Origin of the sequence: Streptococcus sp. 27098_8_91, assembly GCF_041432385.1 — a bacterium.
Taxonomy (GTDB): Bacteria; Bacillota; Bacilli; order Lactobacillales; family Streptococcaceae; genus Streptococcus.
Genome location: NZ_JAPVZN010000006.1, coordinates 96358 through 112911, shown reverse-complemented (window position 1 = coordinate 112911; position 16554 = coordinate 96358). Strand labels below are relative to the sequence as shown.

The following is a 16554-nucleotide window of genomic DNA, read 5'->3' as shown; positions in this document are numbered from 1 at the left end:
ATACTAAACATTTTTAATGAGTATCTTTTATTGAGAAAAATAATTTATCTACGATGTGATCTGTAATATATAGCTGGTATGCAAGTAAATACTGCTTTTGTCTTATTTTACTTAAACTAAATATTGTAAAAACACTCTTGTTTTAAAATTGATTACGATTTTTTTGTTAATAGATAAAAATGAACCCACTTAAATTGTAGTTTCATTTCACAATACTAAAAGAAAGGAACAAAGAGTGTTCGGGGAATTGAACCCGAGCGGAAAGCTTGGAAATTAGATAAAACGCCTAAGAAATCAGGATTTCTTGTCGGTTTCCTAAATTTTAGTCGCTTTCTGTCCGCTCTTAGTATCTTGTATGAACAATACTGAATTTTATGACCGTTTGGGCGTTTCAAAGAATGCATCTCAAGATGAGATCAAGAAAGCCTATCGGAAATTATCTAAAAAATATCACCCAGATATCAACAAGGAGCCTGGTGCTGAGGACAAGTACAAGGAAGTTCAAGAAGCTTATGAGACCTTAAGTGATGAACAGAAACGTGCTGCTTACGACCAATATGGTGCGGCTGGAGCCAACGGTGGTTTTGGTGGTGCTGGCGGTTTCGGAGGCTTCGACGGAGCAGGTGGCTTTGGCGGATTTGAAGATATCTTCTCAAGCTTCTTTGGTGGTGGCGGTGCATCACGTAATCCAAACGCCCCTCGTCAAGGTGACGACCTCCAGTATCGCGTTCATTTGACTTTTGAAGAAGCTATTTTTGGTACAGAAAAGGAAGTCAAATATAATCGTGAAGCTAGCTGTCGTACATGTAATGGCTCTGGTGCTAAGCCAGGAACAAGTCCAGTTACTTGTGGACGCTGTCATGGTTCAGGTGTGATCAATGTTGATACCCAAACACCTCTCGGCATGATGCGTCGCCAAGTAACCTGTGATGTCTGTCATGGCCGTGGTCAAGAAATCAAAGATCCATGTACAACCTGTCATGGAACTGGTCATGAAAAACAAGCCCATAGTGTACACGTAAAAATCCCTGCTGGTGTGGAAACAGGTCAACAGATCCGCCTAGCTGGTCAAGGTGAAGCAGGATTTAACGGTGGACCATATGGTGACTTGTACGTGGTGGTTTCAGTTGAAGCTAGTGATAAGTTTGAACGTGAAGGAACCACTATCTTCTACAATTTGAACCTCAATTTTGTTCAAGCAGCACTTGGTGATACAGTAGACATCCCTACAGTTCATGGTGATGTAGAATTAGTCATTCCAGAAGGAACTCAGACTGGTAAACGATTCCGTCTACGTGGTAAAGGTGCGCCTAGCCTTCGTGGTGGTGCCCTTGGTGACCAATACGTTACTGTCAATGTCGTGACTCCAACAGGCTTGAACGAACGACAAAAAGCAGCCTTGAAAGAATTCGCAGCTGCAGGTGATTTAAAAGTAAATCCAAAGAAAAAAGGCTTCTTTGACCATATTAAGGATGCCTTTGAAGGAGAATAAAGCATAAAGTAAAAAGAGCCTTCGGGCTCTTTTTCGTGCAATCTTTAGTCTTTTAGCATGGGAGAAATAATCTCTGGTTGGTCTGCTATTCAGATCTTTGAGTGAGTAAGCCAGCCTCATCCATGTCCTGGATGAGTTGCCTGAATTCCGCTTCTTTTCCAGGTTTAAGGACGACGGTATCAATGTGATTAATCGCCGAATTATCCTGAATATCCACCAAGGTCAAAGCTTTTTCATAGAATGCGATTCCCTTTTTCATGCTTTCTGGATCCCTCCAAGAGAGAATAAAGTAAGAAGGATTTGATTTCTTTCCGATTTCTTGGAAATACTTCCTGCTTTCCTCCTCTAAAAATTGGAATAAACCATGATTGAATAAGTTGTCTTCTACTGAATGGTAGGAAATATCTCCTGTGTTTAAGACATAGACTTTGAGTCGGTTTTTAGTAAGGTTTGGGCTTTCTTTTAGGACTGGGTGGCTATTGACGATATCATCTGAGAAAGTCACATAAAAATCTAAGCCCCCACCCTCGAATTGATAGCTTCCATTTGATTCTACTTTCTCAGGAGGCAGGTCAAGGGAGATAAAGATTTGTTTTAAGGATTCATTTCCTTCTTGAATATCACCAGGTGAGGCCTTGAACAGATTGGCCAGTATTAGAAATGCCAGGGCTGCAAGAAGGCAGAGGGCACCACAAATAATCAGGATGATCCGCGCCAAAACTTTAAAAAACTGTTTCATTTTCATGCCCTCCCTTGTCTATTAAGATCTGATAATCCAAAATGGATTTAAAGGGGAATAAGGAAAATTGGAGTTTCCCTTAGTTTTCTTCAGTTTCCTGCAATTCTTTTAGTACAGCAAGTCTTGTTTGGACGTCTTTTTCCAAGACTTTAAACTTATAGGTCAAATCTTTTTGATATTCCTTGATGAGTTCTTTTTGTTGGTCGATAATTTGCAGGCTATCTTGGATGATATCCAAGTCATCCTTAATGGCTTCAACGCGATCAGTAGTATCTAGAACTTCTTCAGTGATAGCTTGGCGATTCTTAACGAGGAGGTATGAACCGACTGCAGAGCCTGCAAAAAGTAGTAAATTTGATAGTTTCATAGTGACTCCTTAAGCGTTTTTGATTGTTTCAGCGACTTGAGCAAGTTTGTCGAAGTCTGGTTCATGTGCGATAAAGTCAATTTTTAGGTCGTCATCTGCACCATAACGAGGAACTAGATGGACATGGGTATGAAAAACGGTTTGTCCAGCGACTTCTTCGCAGTTGGCGATGATATTCATACCTTCAGCTTTGGTAGCTTTCATGACTTTTTGAGCAATCTTTGGTACTTGGGCGAAAAGTTGGCTAGCACTTGTAGCATCCATTTCTAAAAGATTGCGGTAGTGTTCTTTTGGTACGACCAAGGTGTGACCAGGTGTTACTTGTGAGATATCAAGGAAGGCAAGAACTTGATCATCTTCGTAAACCTTTGATGCGGGAATCTCCCCTGCGATAATTTTACAAAAAATGCAATCTGACATAAAATCTACCTCTACTGTATTGAATTTTGATATAATATAGCTACATTATACCAGATTTGGAGAAAATATGTTAGAAATTAAAAACCTGACTGGGGGCTATGTTCATGTTCCTGTTTTGAAAGATGTGTCCTTTACAGTTGAAAGCGGACAGTTGGTAGGTTTGATAGGTTTGAATGGTGCAGGAAAATCTACGACTATCAATGAGATTATTGGTCTTTTGACGCCATATAGTGGGGAGATTAAGATTGACGGATTGACTCTAGGAGAGGATGCTACGAGCTATCGCAAGAAAATTGGTTATATCCCTGAAACTCCTAGCTTGTACGAAGAATTAACTCTCAGAGAGCATATCGAGACGGTTGCCATGGCCTATGGTATTGAGCAGAAAGTAGCTTTTGAGCGAGTAGAATCCTTGTTAAAAATGTTTCGTTTGGACCAGAAATTGGACTGGTTCCCTGTTCATTTTTCAAAAGGGATGAAGCAGAAGGTCATGATTATCTGTGCTTTTGTAGTGGATCCGAGTCTCTTTATCGTCGATGAACCTTTCCTTGGTCTTGATCCCTTGGCTATTTCTGACTTGATTCAGCTTCTGGATCTTGAAAAGAAAAAAGGGAAGTCTATCCTCATGAGTACCCACGTTCTTGAATCTGCTGAAAAAATGTGTGATTCTTTTGTTATTCTTCACAAAGGTCAAGTGAGAGCTAAAGGGGATCTTGAAGAGTTGAGACAAGCTTTTGCTATGCCTCAAGCAAGTCTCAATGATATCTATTTGGCTTTGACCAAAGAGGAGGACCGATGAAAGACTTGTTTCTAAAGCGAAAGCAGGCATTTCGTAAAGAGTGTGTCGGTTATCTGCGCTATGTGCTCAATGACCATTTTGTCTTGTTTTTACTGGTCTTGGTAGGTTTTCTAGCCTATCAGTATAGTCAACTGCTCCAGCATTTTCCTGAGAATCACTTACCAATCCTAGGTTTAATTGGGATTGTCTCTGTTTTACTCTTACTTTGGGGTGGGATAGCGACCTATGTGGAAGCGCCTGATAAGCTCTTTCTCTTAGTAGCTGAAGAAGAAGTAAGAGAACATATCCAAAAGCACAGCCTAGTTTCCTTCATCTTTTGGGTTAGTGTACAGACTCTCTTTTTGCTTCTTTTTGCCCCTCTATTTTTAGCCATGGGCTTGGGCTTAGGAGTTTTTGGTGTTTATGTTCTTCTTTTGGGAGTCGGGAAATATTTCCTGTTTCAGAAAAAGGCTGGCAAGTTTTTTAGTGCAAATCATCTTGACTGGGACTATGTGATTGCCCAAGAAAGTAAACGCAAGCAGTTCTTGCTTCGCTTCTTTGCCCTCTTTACCCAAGTCAAGGGAATTTCAAACAGCGTCAAGCGTCGTGCCTATCTAGACTTTATTCTTAAAGTTGTTCAGAAGGTGCCGAGCAAGATCTGGCAGAACCTCTATCTTCGTTCTTATCTGCGAAATGGAGACCTCTTTGCCCTCAGCCTTCGTCTCCTCTTCCTATCCTTGCTGGCGTTGATCTTTATCGAGCAAGCTTGGATAGCCGCAGCAGTAGTGGTTTTATTTAACTATCTCTTGCTCTTTCAGTTGCTGGCCCTCTATCATGCCTTTGATTACCAATATTTGACCCAACTTTTCCCGCTAAACAAGGGACAAAAGGAAAAAGGGTTACAGGCAGTTGTCCGAGGATTGACTGGTTTTGTTTTATTGGTTCAACTGCTAGTTGGGTTGATTACCCTCCAAGAAAAACTAGCCCTTTTAGCCCTCCTTGGAGCTGGCCTGGTCTTGCAAATCTTGTATCTTCCTTATCAGGTGAAACGCCAGATGCAGGACTAAATCTTATAAGATTAGAAAAAAATGAGGTTGGGACAAAAGATCCCGACCTCACTTTTTATTAGCAATCAAACTTTGACGCGGTAGCTGATTGAACTTTTTGTTCGTCTTTTAGACTCCAAAAAGCTCCTAATCATCCTCGCGGGGCTGGGACTACGAAATCGAGACTTTGTCTATCAATTTCTGTCACACCGCCATTTTTATTTACCTAACCTCAATGAATAGCAAGGAGCAAATCAGAAGCTAGCCGCAGGTTACTCAAATCCCATTTTTAAGGCTAACATGGTTTGAAAATATTTTTGAAGACTATTACAAGATAAGGGTTGGCCCGTAGAGACTCAACTTGGTTTTGACTTGGTCAAAGTGGAAGCGGTCATAGGCTCTCCAAGCGGCACGGGTAGGGGCATCTGGATTGAGAGCACTGAGGCCCATGAGAAGACTGGAAGTTTGGTAAAATTTTTCCAGCTCAATCAAGAATCGATTATCCACTGTCTCAGCTTTAGAGAGAAAGCAGAGGATATTGTCCAGTTGCTCCTGGAAACGGACATCGTCAGTTGTTGCCTGTTTGCAGACTTGGTAGGCTTTGTTTAACTCAGTTATCAGTGTCTGAGCTCTTTTGATTGGGTCTGTTTCTGTCATGAGAATTCCTCCTTTGTGATGGTTTTAAAGTTGTTTTAAGCCTTTGTCTTTCTAATCATAGCCTATCACTTTTTACTCTTTTTTTATCTACAAATCTTTAATTGTCATTGAAATTTCCTGAATGGTAATAGCGGGATTTTATGATAAAATAGTTGTAAGGTTATCATGGTTATTTAGTAAAAAATTCAACACTTTAGGAATTTTTGAGGACCGTTTAGGATTTGGTGAAAATTAGTTGCTAGACTTATGATATCCTCTCTACAGGAGGTTTTATCCATGAACTATATCATCATCCAAAAAGAGAAAGAAATTTTTAAATTAAACATAAAGGATATCTACTATATCCAAACGCATCCAAGTAAAGCCCATACCGTGCAGATTTTTACTAAAGAAGCTAGCTTTGATCTGTTTCAAAATTTAAGCAAGCTTGAGAAACAATATGGGGAAACCTTAACGAGATGTCATCGGAATTGTCTGGTCAACCTTGAACGAGTAAAATCCATGGAACTCCAATCAAAGACTCTTTTTCTTGGAGAAGAAGGTCGATATGCTGTTCAGTATTCCAGACGTCGTTATAGAGAAATTCGCCAAAAATGGTTGAAAGAAGGAGAGTAAGAAGATGAGAATTTTTGTTTTAGAAGATGATTTTTCCCAACAAGCAAGAATTGAAACGACAATTGAAAAACTTTTGAAAAAACAGAGTATCATTCCCAGTTCTTTTGAAGTCTTTGGGAAACCAGACCAACTGCTGGCAGAAGTGCATGAAAAGGGGGCGCATCAGCTTTTCTTTTTGGATATTGAGATTCGAAATGAAGAGATGAAAGGGCTAGAAGTGGCTAGAAAGATTCGAGATCGGGACCCCTATGCCCTGATTGTCTTTGTGACGACTCACTCAGAGTTTATGCCCCTGTCCTTTCGTTACCAAGTGTCTGCTTTGGACTACATTGATAAGGCCCTTTCGGCAGAGGAATTTGAAGCTCGGATCGAGACAGCCCTCCTCTATGCCAATAGTCGAGACAGTAAAAGTCTAGCGGAAGATTGCTTTTATTTTAAATCAAAATTCGCCCAATTTCAGTATCCTTTTAAAGAGGTTTACTATCTCGAAACGTCTCCAAGACCCCATCGTGTTATTCTCTATACCAAGACGGACAGGTTGGAATTTACAGCGAGTTTAGAGGAGGTTTTCAAGCAGGAACCTCGTCTCTTGCAGTGCCATCGCTCTTTTCTCATCAATCCTGCCAATGTGGTGCGTTTGGATAAGAAAGAAAAACTCCTTTTCTTTCCTAATGGTGGAAGTTGTATGATAGCGCGTTATAAGGTCAGGGAAGTGTCTGAGGCTATCAATAACTTACATTGAGCTAGGAGAGTTTATGAACATTGCTTGGATATTGTTGTATTTTCTTGTTATTAATGGACTAGAAATTGTCATTTTCTTTAAGGTAGATGGAATTGGTCTCACTTTTGAGAGGATTTTTAAAGCTTTTCTTTTGAAATTTCTTCTAGGGGCCATTTTTGCGACTTTTCAATTTTTGGATGTAAGTGAATATTTGTCCTATTTTATAGAACCTTTGTTCGGTATATGTCTATCTTTCTTACTGTTAAGAGGGCTTCCTAAAAAACTCCTTTTCTTTTATGGTCTCTTTCCAATTGTATTGATGGATCTCTTTTACAGAAGTGTTTCTTATTTTGTGCTTCCGTTTTTGGGGCAAGGGATTGTAGATGGAGATGGCAATCCTGTCTTTTTATTGATTATGCTATTCGTTTGCTTCATAGTTTTAGCTTTCTTGAAATGGTTGGACTATGATTTTACTAGTTTGAGAAAGGAGATTCTAGATAAAGGTTTTCAAAAGTCCCTGACTAAGATTAACTGGATAATGGGGGCCTACTTTCTAGTCATGGAAAATCTGTCTTACTTTGAATATGCATACGATATCCAATCAAAGACTGTTCGCCATCTCATCCTAGTCTTTTACTTGCTCTTTTTTATGGGAATTATTAAGAAATTGGATACCTATTTGAAGGACAAACTCCATGAGAGATTGGACCAAGAGCAGACCTTGCGCTATAGAGATATGGAACGCTATAGTCGGCATATAGAGGAACTTTACAAGGAAGTACGGAGTTTTCGCCATGACTACACTAACCTCTTGACCAGCTTACGTCTGGGCATTGAAGAGGAGGATATGGAGCAGATAAAAGAGGTCTACGACTCCGTCTTGAAGGACTCCAGTCAGAAATTGCAGGACAATAAATATGACCTTGGACGATTGGTGAATGTTCGGGACCGTGCCCTCAAAAGTCTCCTAGCTGGAAAATTTATAAAAGCCAGAGAAAAGGATATTGTCTTTAATGTCGAAGTTCCTGAGGAAATTCAAGTCGAGAGTATGAGCCTGCTTGATTTTCTAACCATTGTGTCTATCCTTTGTGACAATGCTATTGAAGCTAGTCTAGAGACCAGTCAACCTCGCGTTTCAATTGCCTTTTTAAAAAATGGAGCACAGGAGACCTTTATCATTGAAAACTCCATCAAAGAAGAGGGCATAGATGTTTCAAAAATCTTCTCCTTTGGAGTTAGTTCTAAAGGGGAGAACCGAGGGGTTGGTCTCTATACTGTCATGAAGATTGTGGAAAGTTATCCCAATGCCAGTCTCAATACCACCTGTCAAGATCAAGTCTTTCGTCAGGTGCTTACTATGATACATACAGAATGATGAAAATAAGACCGAGAATTCTTGTTTCTCGGTCTGTATGGCTGAATAGTTAATCAAAGTAATTTTGAGTTACAGTAAATTGCTTGTATAAAATAATTTTCTCTATCATCAACCATCGGGAGAGGTTTCTAATTTTTGAAATTTAATAGCTAAATCAATCATTTTTTCTCCTTTTGTATTTCTTATAATTAACATGACACGATATAATGGAAGTAATAATTAACACACCTCCAATAATAAAGTTTAATAAATCCTGATGCTCTACAACTATGTACAGACCAAATAAACATAGGCCAAATTGCGAACTACAGTTTTGAAATTTCATCAAGCCCCCACCCCCATTTTACAAAATTGATATACACTCTAACTTGGTCCATACAATATACCTTATAGGTATTTACTATGAATAAAACCTATAAGATTAATACATTTCTTTTTTGTCTTGTTGCAACTTTGACAAGTTTAGTATAGTACTATTTTTAAAAAATTTTCATCCAAATCTTGAATGGTTATTGAAACATCTTGAATTGAACAAAGAACTTTCTCCTTACCAAAATAATGAATATCATTCAGAAACCAAAAATAATATATACTCTAGTTTGTGAGGTATCCTATATGAATAAGAAATCCTATTTTATAGCTTGTTCTCTACTAATCATCCTATCAAATCTTCTCATTTTTTCTCTAGTCAAGGAGGGAGAAGGTACAGGAGCTAATCTGATTATAATTGTTACAACCTGTGTCTTGCTACCAGCCTTTTTACATGCAGTTGAAAATCAGCAGACATCATTGGTTAGGGCGGAATCCATACTCCTCATTCAGATGGCAGTGATGTCCTTAGTCCGTCTCATCAGCCAAATAGAGAGGACACCTGAAATCATACATACAGGCCTCACTCTACTAGTTTTAGCAAGCTGGCTAGTCTTTATCGTCCTAGCTATCATGAGAATGTATCAGAAGAAAGGGAAGTAAGGATGAGTGCATTTTAATTTGTTAAGTTTTATTAGGGCAAGCATGTTTTCCGTGCTTGCTTTTTCTACAATTTAGGAGATTTTGATGACCATTCATGATTTGGGGGAATTACTGTCAAAAGGAGTGCTATACTAGCAGTGTAAAGGTTCTTGCTCAACAAATATTTAGGAGGAAGTCTTATGAAGAAAAAATACTTGTCATTTTCATCTTGTATCTAATCATGTCTCCGCTTGGGGAGAGTAATTGGTATCATTTATTTTATACCATAGCCTATCTGATTGCAGTTATAATCTATTTTGCTTTAATGAAAAAGAAAGGAGCAAAGAAATGAAAACTATTCTTGCTAAAAAACGGAACACCTTCCTTGCGAGATTGTTCCTAGGTCAGTTGCCCTTGCTTGTCTCTACTTATCTATTTCTCTCTCGTCAGTTTTTAAATTTTTCCTTAGTTTTCCAATTTCTTTTAGTGGTTATTAACTTAGCTTCCATTTTGGTCACTGTTTATCTCACTAGGGAGATGAGAATAAGAGAGTTTGAAGATGATGATTTGGTTAGTCCTAGAACCAACCAACTTATGTTCATCGGATTGACATGCTTTATGTCTATTATTTGTTTGTATAGAGGAATCACAGCAGCCGAATCCTATCAGCAACTGATTGGCTATATTGGTTCTATTCTCTGCTTGATTATCATGCTGCTACTCATTTGGGGCTTGAAGTATTATAAAAAGTAAGATCACAAAAAGAACTTACAGGCCGTGTTTTCAGACTGCTGGTTTTTTTAAAAAAGAAGTTCTTGTAATTTAAGAGTTTTTGATGACCATTCAAGATTTGGATGCAAAACCTAAAAAAGTAGTGCTATCCTAAAAGTGAAAAATCACAAGGATACCAATGCTAAACTGAAATCGAGGAGTGATTCTTATGGTGAAAAAAATAATAACGATTGTCATCTTGTATGTAATCATGCAAACTTGTCTTTATCCGCTTAGGGGAAATGAGTGGTATTATGTAATGGACGCACTAGCATACTTTGTTTCGGTTTATATCTTCATTAAGTTCAATAAAAAAATGGAGAAACAGCCACTTTGAATCTTGAACATAGAAGTTTTATAGGTCTAGAATGGATCATTTTTCCATTATCTACTTGGGGGCTTGTTGCTGGGCTTTGCTTATAAAAAGAGTCAAAACCTATCGGTGCCTACTTTAGTCCATATCTGTTACAATTGTTTATCATTCTTCTAGTAGTTGACAGTGGTTAAATTTATAAAGGAATATAGAGGATGGTCAGTTAACGCCATAGTGACTAGGGAACTAACCTGGTAGATGTGAAATCAATAGATGGAGGAATCAGATGAAAAAGTATGTGTATTTTTTAGATTGCTTTGCCCGAGTTGTAGTAATATTGATATCTCTTGTTCTTTGTATAAGAGTACTCATGATTTCAACAGAACTATGGAGAAATGTTCTTGTACTGGTGAGTACTCCTGTTACGATCTATAGTCTAGTAAGACATAGACCAGGTAAGAAGAACATAAAAATCCCGCAAGAGTCCTGAAAGATTAAAAAGATGCAAGCAAAATATAAAAATCAAATAGTAGAAGTTTGGGAAATTGGTAAAGATACTCCTAAACCAGATTGGGTAGAAGACGCCTTGCAAAAGAATTACATAGTATGGCTAGACAATCATGTCCGAATTTTAATGGCAGGACTTCAGTCTTCTCTTGTAACCAATCTCAAAATTGGTCTAGTCGGAACAGCAGGAGGAGGTTTTGCTGGTTATAGTATGTATGTCCTTGGCTATCCAGGAGATTATCTTGACCTCACAAATCATCGAGTGGTATCTGCCAAGGCTTTTCATCGAGACTATCAAGTATTATAAAATGATTAGGTAGAAAAAGATGATGGTCTATCATTTTGAAAAGAATTGACTGCCTAGATGATGAAAAATATAAAGTTTTTAGCAGCAACAAAAGTACACAAGGGTAGATGTATTAGCTTATCAAAGTCATTGTGATAGCTACCGAGACTGAATGTGGAGAATTAAATGATAATTGTTGATAGTTACGATAGCAAAGCCATTAGGGAGTTTCTATGAAAAAATATTCTATTCTTTTCAAAACTAGTGCAGTCCTTTCTTATTTATTTTTGTTTTTCGGATTGTTTTGGACAACCCAATTTTGGAGAAATTATTGGGAGTTCTCGTCTTGGGTAGGAAATGTCATCTGGATTCGAAACATCATCAGCCTTCTCTTTATTGGCCTGATGGTTTGGATTTTGATCAGGTCGGGTCATGCTTATCTCTTTTGTATCCCTAGGAAAAAGTGGTTGAGCTATTCTGTTCTGACGATGTTAGCCGCTGTCGTGCTTATAAGCTTTAACTATCTGACAGCTAAACATGTTCAGGGGACAAACGAAAGTTGGAATTTGTTTATTGTCTATAGTGAGACCAATTTTGCGGAGTTCGGTGTTTACCTAACCTTAATCGTGCTAGGACCTCTGATGGAAGAATTGGTATGTAGGGGACTACTTCAACATGCCTTCTTTAAGAATTCAAGATGGGGACTGGATATTCTATTTCCGTCGATTTTGTTCGCCTTACCTCATTTTTCAAGTTTTCCTAGTCTACTAGATCTTCTGGTTTATACAGCAGTTGGATGTATATTTGGTGGTTTGACACGCTATACCAAGACTATCTATCCTTCTTATACGATTCATATCATCAATAATATCATCGCAAACTTACCATTTTTGCTCACTTTTCTACATAGGGTCTTGGGGTAAAAAAACCAAAGGCTTACTTTTCAGCCATAGAGGAGGTCATCATGTATAAACACTTATTTTTCCTAGATTCAAAAACCTTAGACTGGTTGACGCCCTATATTCTAGACTTGGCTTCTGACACCATTGCCTTTAATGTTTTTGTGCTAACCTTTGTATCTGTGGTGGTCTTTTATTTCCTGAATCCCATGTTAGCTTTAATAGCTATATTCTTAGGGGCTGGCTATGTGGTCGGATTTTGGTTGTTAAAATGGTTTGTTTTGGAAAGGCTAGAACTAAAGGATGACATGTAGGAAGTCTGTTTGTTGAGGAGGATAATTTGATGGAGTTTTTTGATAAATTTCATGCCTTATGTTTTGGATTTTTAGTACTAATAATCGTCATTACAGTTCCTTATACGATTAACCATGGAGATTTTTTTCAAAATGAATCTGCACTGATTATTGTAAGTCTTCTTGTAACCTTGCTGAGTGTTGCTTATGCTAGACAGTTTGAAATGATTTCTTTTGGGATGTTAAGTAAGAAAGAACTTTTGCTGTTCATTGTAACCTTTCTTCTAAGTGTGCTTGAGACGCTAATTTATATTCGTTTCTTCGCTGTTTCTTCTGGCGCGGGAGTTCAACACTTGGCGGAAGTCAGCAGAGGAATTTCTCTGTCTTTGATTTTGACTACCTCAGTTTTTGGACCCATCCAGGAGGAACTCATTTTCAGGGGACTTCTTCAGGGGGCTATATTTGAAAATTCTTGGTTGGGGCTTGTTCTAACTTCCTCTCTCTTTTCTTTCATGCATGGACCTTCTAATGTCCCTTCGTTTATTTTTTATCTACTTGGGGGCTTGTTACTGGGCTTTGCTTATAAAAAGAGCCAAAATCTATGGGTTTCTACTCTAGTCCATATGTTTTACAACAGTTGGCCGCTCTTATTTTATTTATAAAAATCATGAAAGGTAAGTAGGAGATTGTGCTTACCTTTTTCTTTCTATAATGATAACCCACCCCACCCCAGAGGCTTTTATTTGAGAATCAGGTCTGGACTGGTTGACGAATAGCCTAAAAACTAGTAGAATAGTAAGGAAACTTTATACGGAGGAAAGAAATGGACTTGGGTGATATTGAGCTAACGCTGACCCCTATACCTGGGAAAAGCGGGAAAGCTTATATGGGAAGCTATCCTAATGGGAAGCGCGTCTTTATTAAAATGAACACCTCTCCAATCCTACCTGGTTTAGCCAAGGAACAAATCGCTCCTCAATTATTATGGACTCGCCGTTTATCGGATGGGCGTGATATGTGTGCCCAAGAATGGTTGAATGGTAAAATTTTGACCCCTTATGATATGAATCGCAAGCAGATTATCAATATTTTGAGTCGTTTGCATCGTTCGCGTCCTTTGATGACGCAATTGACTCGTTTGGGTTATTCTTTAGAAACACCTTTAGACTTGCTTCAGGCTTGGTTAAAAGATGCTCCCGAATCCTTGAAGAACAATCAATATCTAAGAATGGTAGTAGAGGATTTGCGCGGAAGTTTGCCAAACTTTAGGGAAGATTATGCAACGATCGTTCATGGAGATGTACGACATAGTAATTGGATTGAGACAGAGAGCGGTCTTATTTATTTAGTGGATTGGGATTCCGTTCGTTTAACGGATCGCATGTTTGATGTAGCGCATATGCTATGTCACTATATTCCAGACTATCAGTGGAAAGAGTGGTTGACTTATTACGGTTATAAATACAACCAGACAGTCATCAGCAAACTATTTTGGTATGCTCAGTTATCCTTCTTGAGCCAGATTGCCAAATATTATACAAATGAAGATCTAGAAAATGTCAATCGGGAGATTTATGCCTTGCGTATCTTCCGTGACAAGTATGGAAAGAAGAGATGAGAGTTAGAAATCGTAAAGGGGCAACAGAATTACTAGAGGCTAATCCTCAGTATGTTGTCTTAAATCCTTTAGAAGCCAAAGGAAAATGGCGAGACTTATTTGGAAATGACAATCCTATCCATGTTGAGGTTGGTAGTGGTAAAGGGGCCTTTGTGTCAGGTATGGCCAAACAAAACCCTAATATCAACTATATCGGGATTGATATCCAAAAGTCTGTTTTAAGTTATGCCTTGGACAAGGTCTTGGAAGTCGCTGTACCCAATATTAAGTTGTTGTGGGTTGATGGTTCTGATTTGACCGACTACTTTGAAGATGGTGAGATTGATCGCTTGTACCTGAACTTTTCAGATCCGTGGCCTAAAAAACGCCATGAAAAGCGTCGTCTAACCTATAAGAGTTTCTTGGATACCTTCAAGCGTATCTTGCCTGAACACGGTGAGATTCATTTCAAAACGGATAACCGTGGCTTGTTTGAATATAGCCTAGTGAGCTTTTCTCAATATGGCATGAAGCTCAATGGAGTTTGGTTAGACTTGCATGCCAGCGACTTTGAAGGTAATGTCATGACTGAATATGAAGAAAAATTCTCAAGTAAGGGTCAAGTTATCTACCGAGTTGAGGCTCAGTTTTAATGTAAAAAATATGTTAATCAAAAATTTTATCATAACCAAAAAAGTTAGATATATAATTTTCCAAGGGTTTAGTTCTCTATTGCACGGGGCTAAGCTCTTTTAGTTTGCTGTTAGTTCATTCGAGATTTTGGTAACTGTATACTTGCAACCGGATAAGTGGTATAATGAAGGAGTTATGAGAAGAAGAATAAAACCGATTGTAGTCTATCTTTTTTTTTTCCTTGTGATAGGTGGTTTGATTTTGGCCGACTATCAACATCATAGACAAGTGGAGTCTCAAGTAGAAAAAACTGAGAAAACTACTCAAACTAGTGAAACAGAGAAGAATAAGGTTGTTGAAGAAAGATTAGTCTCGATGACTTTGGAAGAAAAAGTAGGCCAGTTGTTCTGGGCTAGGGTTCCTTCTAGTCATCAGCTAGAAGACCTTCAGTCCTATCATTTTGGAGGTTATCTCTTGTTTGGGAGAGATTTTCAAGGACAAACCCTAGAGGATATCAAGGCTTTAACAAGTCGCTACCAAGCCACTTCAAAGATTCCTTTATTAATTGGTTCAGATGAGGAAGGTGGAACAGTGACTCGTATCAGTTCGATTTTAGATACTCCTTTCCAATCTCCTTTGGAACTTTATCAAAAGGGTGGGATGGAGGCAATCCGTTCTGATACTAGGCAGAAGGCAGAGCTACTAAAATCTGTTGGTATCAATGCTGGACTCTTTCCAGTTGCAGATCTTGCCAGCAATCCATCAGCCTTCATCTATGATCGAACCATTGGACAAGATGCCCAAACGACTGCAAGTTATGTTGAGGAGGTTGTAACAGAACTTCAAAAAAACAAGGTTGGGTCAACCTTGAAGCATTTTCCTGGATATGGTGATAATGGAGATAGCCATACTGCTATTATCCAAGACAACCGTTCTCTGGATGAATTAAGACAAGCAGATTTTCTCCCCTTTCAAGCTGGCATAGATGCTGGTGCAGATAGTGTTTTAGTATCTCACAACATCCTGACTAAAATCGATACAGTTCCGTCTTCTATCTCACCCAAAATCAATGAAATTCTTCGCAAGGAACTGAATTTTAAAGGTGTCATTATGACGGATGATCTAGATATGGCAGGATTAGCTGATTTTGTTAATCAGGATGAAGCTGCTTTCCAAGTGATTCTAGCCGGAAATGACTTAATTTTAGGGTCTTCATACCAGACTCAGATTCCCTATTTATTAAAGAAAGTCTCCTCTGGGGAGCTGACAGAAGATCGTATTGATGAATCTGTGAGACGCATTTTATCATGGAAATATGATTTGGGGTTATTAGGAATTTCACAGTCAAAAGAGGTGAAAGATTGAAAAGGATCTGTTGTTTTGATGAGGGTGGTTGATTTGTAAGGAATTCAGATTGCTCGGTGGGGACACTCTCGTCTCTCCATAATAGATTCTTTTCTGGAAAATCGTGCAGAATTTTAAGAACAAGCTTAAAATCAAGCCTTCTGAGTGCTTATACTTTACATAAGTAGTCAAAAGTGCTATACTATAAGTAAGAATATGAGAAAGTGAGGCGGGGAAATATCTTCGCCTCTTGCTTATGAGGAGGTGGACGCAATCGCAACTATCGTAGAATTAGTCAGAGAAGTCGTAGAACCTGTCATTGAAGCTCCCTTTGAACTCGTGGATATCGAGTACGGAAAGATTGGCAGTGACATGATTCTTAGTATTTTTGTAGATAAACCAGAGGGAATTACCTTGAACGACACAGCGGACTTGACAGAAATCATCAGTCCTGTCCTAGATACTATCAAGCCAGATCCCTTCCCAGAACAATATTTCCTAGAAATCACCAGTCCAGGCTTGGAGCGTCCTTTGAAAACCAAGGAAGCAGTCGCTGGAGCAGTTGGGAAATACATCCATGTTGGACTTTACCAAGCCATCGATAAGCAAAAGGTCTTTGAAGGAACCTTGCTAGCCTTTGAAGAGGATGAGTTGACTATGGAATATATGGACAAGACTCGTAAGAAAACAGTCCAAATCCCATACAGTTTGGTATCGAAAGCACGTTTAGCAGTAAAATTATAGTAAAAG

General features: G+C 38.6%; 20 protein-coding genes and 1 pseudogene. 17 read left to right on the top strand and 4 right to left on the bottom strand.

Going from position 1 to position 16554, the window contains the following annotated elements:
- Positions 1–355: 355 nt before the first annotated feature.
- Entirely contained in the window at positions 356–1492 is a 1137-nt protein-coding gene (dnaJ, locus tag O3611_RS06910) for a molecular chaperone DnaJ (RefSeq protein WP_049508269.1), read from the top strand.
- Between the two features lie 85 nt (positions 1493–1577).
- On the opposite strand, the gene O3611_RS06905 is transcribed toward dnaJ, so the two are convergent.
- The 3 genes from O3611_RS06905 to O3611_RS06895 form a co-directional block, all read right to left on the bottom strand.
- A complete protein-coding gene (locus tag O3611_RS06905; RefSeq protein ID WP_371608184.1) occupies positions 1578–2231 on the bottom strand; it encodes a hypothetical protein in 654 nt (217 codons plus the stop codon).
- 79 nt (positions 2232–2310) lie between these two features.
- Positions 2311–2598, bottom strand: a complete 288-nt coding sequence (locus O3611_RS06900; protein WP_045763640.1) for a hypothetical protein — start codon at positions 2596–2598, stop codon at positions 2311–2313.
- Between the two features lie 9 nt (positions 2599–2607).
- Complete coding sequence (locus O3611_RS06895) at positions 2608–3018, bottom strand: HIT family protein (RefSeq protein ID WP_049548356.1); 411 nt, start codon at positions 3016–3018, stop codon at positions 2608–2610.
- Positions 3019–3085: 67 nt separating this feature from the next.
- Here O3611_RS06895 and O3611_RS06890 point away from each other — a divergent pair, with 67 nt between their 5' ends.
- Both O3611_RS06890 and O3611_RS06885 read left to right on the top strand, forming a co-directional pair.
- On the top strand, positions 3086–3817 hold the full coding sequence (locus O3611_RS06890) for an ABC transporter ATP-binding protein (protein WP_371608183.1): 732 nt from the start codon (positions 3086–3088) through the stop codon (positions 3815–3817).
- On the top strand, positions 3814–4863 hold the full coding sequence (locus O3611_RS06885; protein WP_049548358.1) for an ABC transporter permease: 1050 nt from the start codon (positions 3814–3816) through the stop codon (positions 4861–4863). The genes O3611_RS06890 and O3611_RS06885 overlap by 4 nt, the downstream gene beginning before the upstream one ends.
- 306 nt (positions 4864–5169) lie before the next feature.
- On the opposite strand, the gene O3611_RS06880 is transcribed toward O3611_RS06885, so the two are convergent.
- On the bottom strand, positions 5170–5499 hold the full coding sequence (locus O3611_RS06880) for a hypothetical protein (protein ID WP_049549671.1): 330 nt from the start codon (positions 5497–5499) through the stop codon (positions 5170–5172).
- Between the two features lie 276 nt (positions 5500–5775).
- On the opposite strand from O3611_RS06880, the gene O3611_RS06875 reads away from it, so the two are divergent.
- The 14 genes and pseudogenes from O3611_RS06875 to rimP all read left to right on the top strand — a co-directional run bounded on the left by O3611_RS06875 (position 5776) and on the right by rimP (position 16548).
- Positions 5776–6114: a LytTR family DNA-binding domain-containing protein gene (locus tag O3611_RS06875; RefSeq protein WP_248034717.1), complete on the top strand. Its 339-nt coding sequence runs from the start codon at positions 5776–5778 to the stop codon at positions 6112–6114.
- Positions 6115–6118: 4 nt separating this feature from the next.
- Positions 6119–6856 carry a response regulator transcription factor gene (locus tag O3611_RS06870; RefSeq protein WP_371608182.1) on the top strand — a complete coding sequence of 246 codons (738 nt, stop codon included), beginning with the start codon at positions 6119–6121 and terminating at the stop codon, positions 6854–6856.
- Positions 6857–6869: 13 nt separating this feature from the next.
- Positions 6870–8210 (top strand): sensor histidine kinase, encoded by a 1341-nt coding sequence (locus O3611_RS06865; RefSeq protein WP_371608181.1) that lies wholly within the window; start codon positions 6870–6872, stop codon positions 8208–8210.
- 615 nt (positions 8211–8825) lie between these two features.
- Entirely contained in the window at positions 8826–9182 is a 357-nt protein-coding gene (locus tag O3611_RS06860; protein ID WP_371608180.1) for a hypothetical protein, read from the top strand.
- 327 nt (positions 9183–9509) lie between these two features.
- On the top strand, positions 9510–9914 hold the full coding sequence (locus O3611_RS06855) for an immunity protein (protein ID WP_371608179.1): 405 nt from the start codon (positions 9510–9512) through the stop codon (positions 9912–9914).
- 391 nt (positions 9915–10305) lie between these two features.
- Positions 10306–10422: pseudogene (locus O3611_RS06850) on the top strand (type II CAAX prenyl endopeptidase Rce1 family protein); the annotation flags it as partial.
- Positions 10423–10747: 325 nt separating this feature from the next.
- Positions 10748–11059: a role in replication gene (locus O3611_RS06845; protein ID WP_371608178.1), complete on the top strand. Its 312-nt coding sequence runs from the start codon at positions 10748–10750 to the stop codon at positions 11057–11059.
- Between the two features lie 212 nt (positions 11060–11271).
- Entirely contained in the window at positions 11272–11961 is a 690-nt protein-coding gene (locus O3611_RS06840) for a lysostaphin resistance A-like protein (protein ID WP_371608177.1), read from the top strand.
- Positions 11962–12002: 41 nt separating this feature from the next.
- Positions 12003–12251 carry an immunity protein BlpZ gene (blpZ, locus tag O3611_RS06835; protein WP_060955300.1) on the top strand — a complete coding sequence of 83 codons (249 nt, stop codon included), beginning with the start codon at positions 12003–12005 and terminating at the stop codon, positions 12249–12251.
- A 29-nt stretch (positions 12252–12280) separates the two neighbouring features.
- Positions 12281–12892 carry a lysostaphin resistance A-like protein gene (locus O3611_RS06830; RefSeq protein WP_371608176.1) on the top strand — a complete coding sequence of 204 codons (612 nt, stop codon included), beginning with the start codon at positions 12281–12283 and terminating at the stop codon, positions 12890–12892.
- 161 nt (positions 12893–13053) lie between these two features.
- Positions 13054–13848 carry a cell cycle regulator CcrZ gene (gene ccrZ, locus O3611_RS06825; RefSeq protein WP_371608175.1) on the top strand — a complete coding sequence of 265 codons (795 nt, stop codon included), beginning with the start codon at positions 13054–13056 and terminating at the stop codon, positions 13846–13848.
- Positions 13845–14480 (top strand): tRNA (guanosine(46)-N7)-methyltransferase TrmB, encoded by a 636-nt coding sequence (gene trmB, locus O3611_RS06820; RefSeq protein WP_075230032.1) that lies wholly within the window; start codon positions 13845–13847, stop codon positions 14478–14480. The genes ccrZ and trmB overlap by 4 nt, the downstream gene beginning before the upstream one ends.
- A 175-nt stretch (positions 14481–14655) precedes the next feature.
- Positions 14656–15825 carry a glycoside hydrolase family 3 protein gene (locus tag O3611_RS06815; RefSeq protein WP_371608174.1) on the top strand — a complete coding sequence of 390 codons (1170 nt, stop codon included), beginning with the start codon at positions 14656–14658 and terminating at the stop codon, positions 15823–15825.
- Between the two features lie 243 nt (positions 15826–16068).
- Positions 16069–16548 (top strand): ribosome maturation factor RimP, encoded by a 480-nt coding sequence (gene rimP, locus O3611_RS06810; protein WP_000338687.1) that lies wholly within the window; start codon positions 16069–16071, stop codon positions 16546–16548.
- Positions 16549–16554 lie beyond the last annotated feature (6 nt).

Bases quoted from the DNA above. Each gene is read 5' to 3' on its own strand.
- dnaJ (WP_049508269.1), top strand. From the start codon at position 356: ATGAACAATACTGAATTTTATGACCGTTTGGGCGTTTCAAAGAATGCA.
- O3611_RS06905 (WP_371608184.1), bottom strand. From the start codon at position 2,231: ATGAAACAGTTTTTTAAAGTTTTGGCGCGGATCATCCTGATTATTTGT.
- O3611_RS06900 (WP_045763640.1), bottom strand. From the start codon at position 2,598: ATGAAACTATCAAATTTACTACTTTTTGCAGGCTCTGCAGTCGGTTCA.
- O3611_RS06895 (WP_049548356.1), bottom strand. From the start codon at position 3,018: ATGTCAGATTGCATTTTTTGTAAAATTATCGCAGGGGAGATTCCCGCA.
- O3611_RS06890 (WP_371608183.1), top strand. From the start codon at position 3,086: ATGTTAGAAATTAAAAACCTGACTGGGGGCTATGTTCATGTTCCTGTT.
- O3611_RS06885 (WP_049548358.1), top strand. From the start codon at position 3,814: ATGAAAGACTTGTTTCTAAAGCGAAAGCAGGCATTTCGTAAAGAGTGT.
- O3611_RS06880 (WP_049549671.1), bottom strand. From the start codon at position 5,499: ATGACAGAAACAGACCCAATCAAAAGAGCTCAGACACTGATAACTGAG.
- O3611_RS06875 (WP_248034717.1), top strand. From the start codon at position 5,776: ATGAACTATATCATCATCCAAAAAGAGAAAGAAATTTTTAAATTAAAC.
- O3611_RS06870 (WP_371608182.1), top strand. From the start codon at position 6,119: ATGAGAATTTTTGTTTTAGAAGATGATTTTTCCCAACAAGCAAGAATT.
- O3611_RS06865 (WP_371608181.1), top strand. From the start codon at position 6,870: ATGAACATTGCTTGGATATTGTTGTATTTTCTTGTTATTAATGGACTA.
- O3611_RS06860 (WP_371608180.1), top strand. From the start codon at position 8,826: ATGAATAAGAAATCCTATTTTATAGCTTGTTCTCTACTAATCATCCTA.
- O3611_RS06855 (WP_371608179.1), top strand. From the start codon at position 9,510: ATGAAAACTATTCTTGCTAAAAAACGGAACACCTTCCTTGCGAGATTG.
- O3611_RS06845 (WP_371608178.1), top strand. From the start codon at position 10,748: ATGCAAGCAAAATATAAAAATCAAATAGTAGAAGTTTGGGAAATTGGT.
- O3611_RS06840 (WP_371608177.1), top strand. From the start codon at position 11,272: ATGAAAAAATATTCTATTCTTTTCAAAACTAGTGCAGTCCTTTCTTAT.
- blpZ (WP_060955300.1), top strand. From the start codon at position 12,003: ATGTATAAACACTTATTTTTCCTAGATTCAAAAACCTTAGACTGGTTG.
- O3611_RS06830 (WP_371608176.1), top strand. From the start codon at position 12,281: ATGGAGTTTTTTGATAAATTTCATGCCTTATGTTTTGGATTTTTAGTA.
- ccrZ (WP_371608175.1), top strand. From the start codon at position 13,054: ATGGACTTGGGTGATATTGAGCTAACGCTGACCCCTATACCTGGGAAA.
- trmB (WP_075230032.1), top strand. From the start codon at position 13,845: ATGAGAGTTAGAAATCGTAAAGGGGCAACAGAATTACTAGAGGCTAAT.
- O3611_RS06815 (WP_371608174.1), top strand. From the start codon at position 14,656: ATGAGAAGAAGAATAAAACCGATTGTAGTCTATCTTTTTTTTTTCCTT.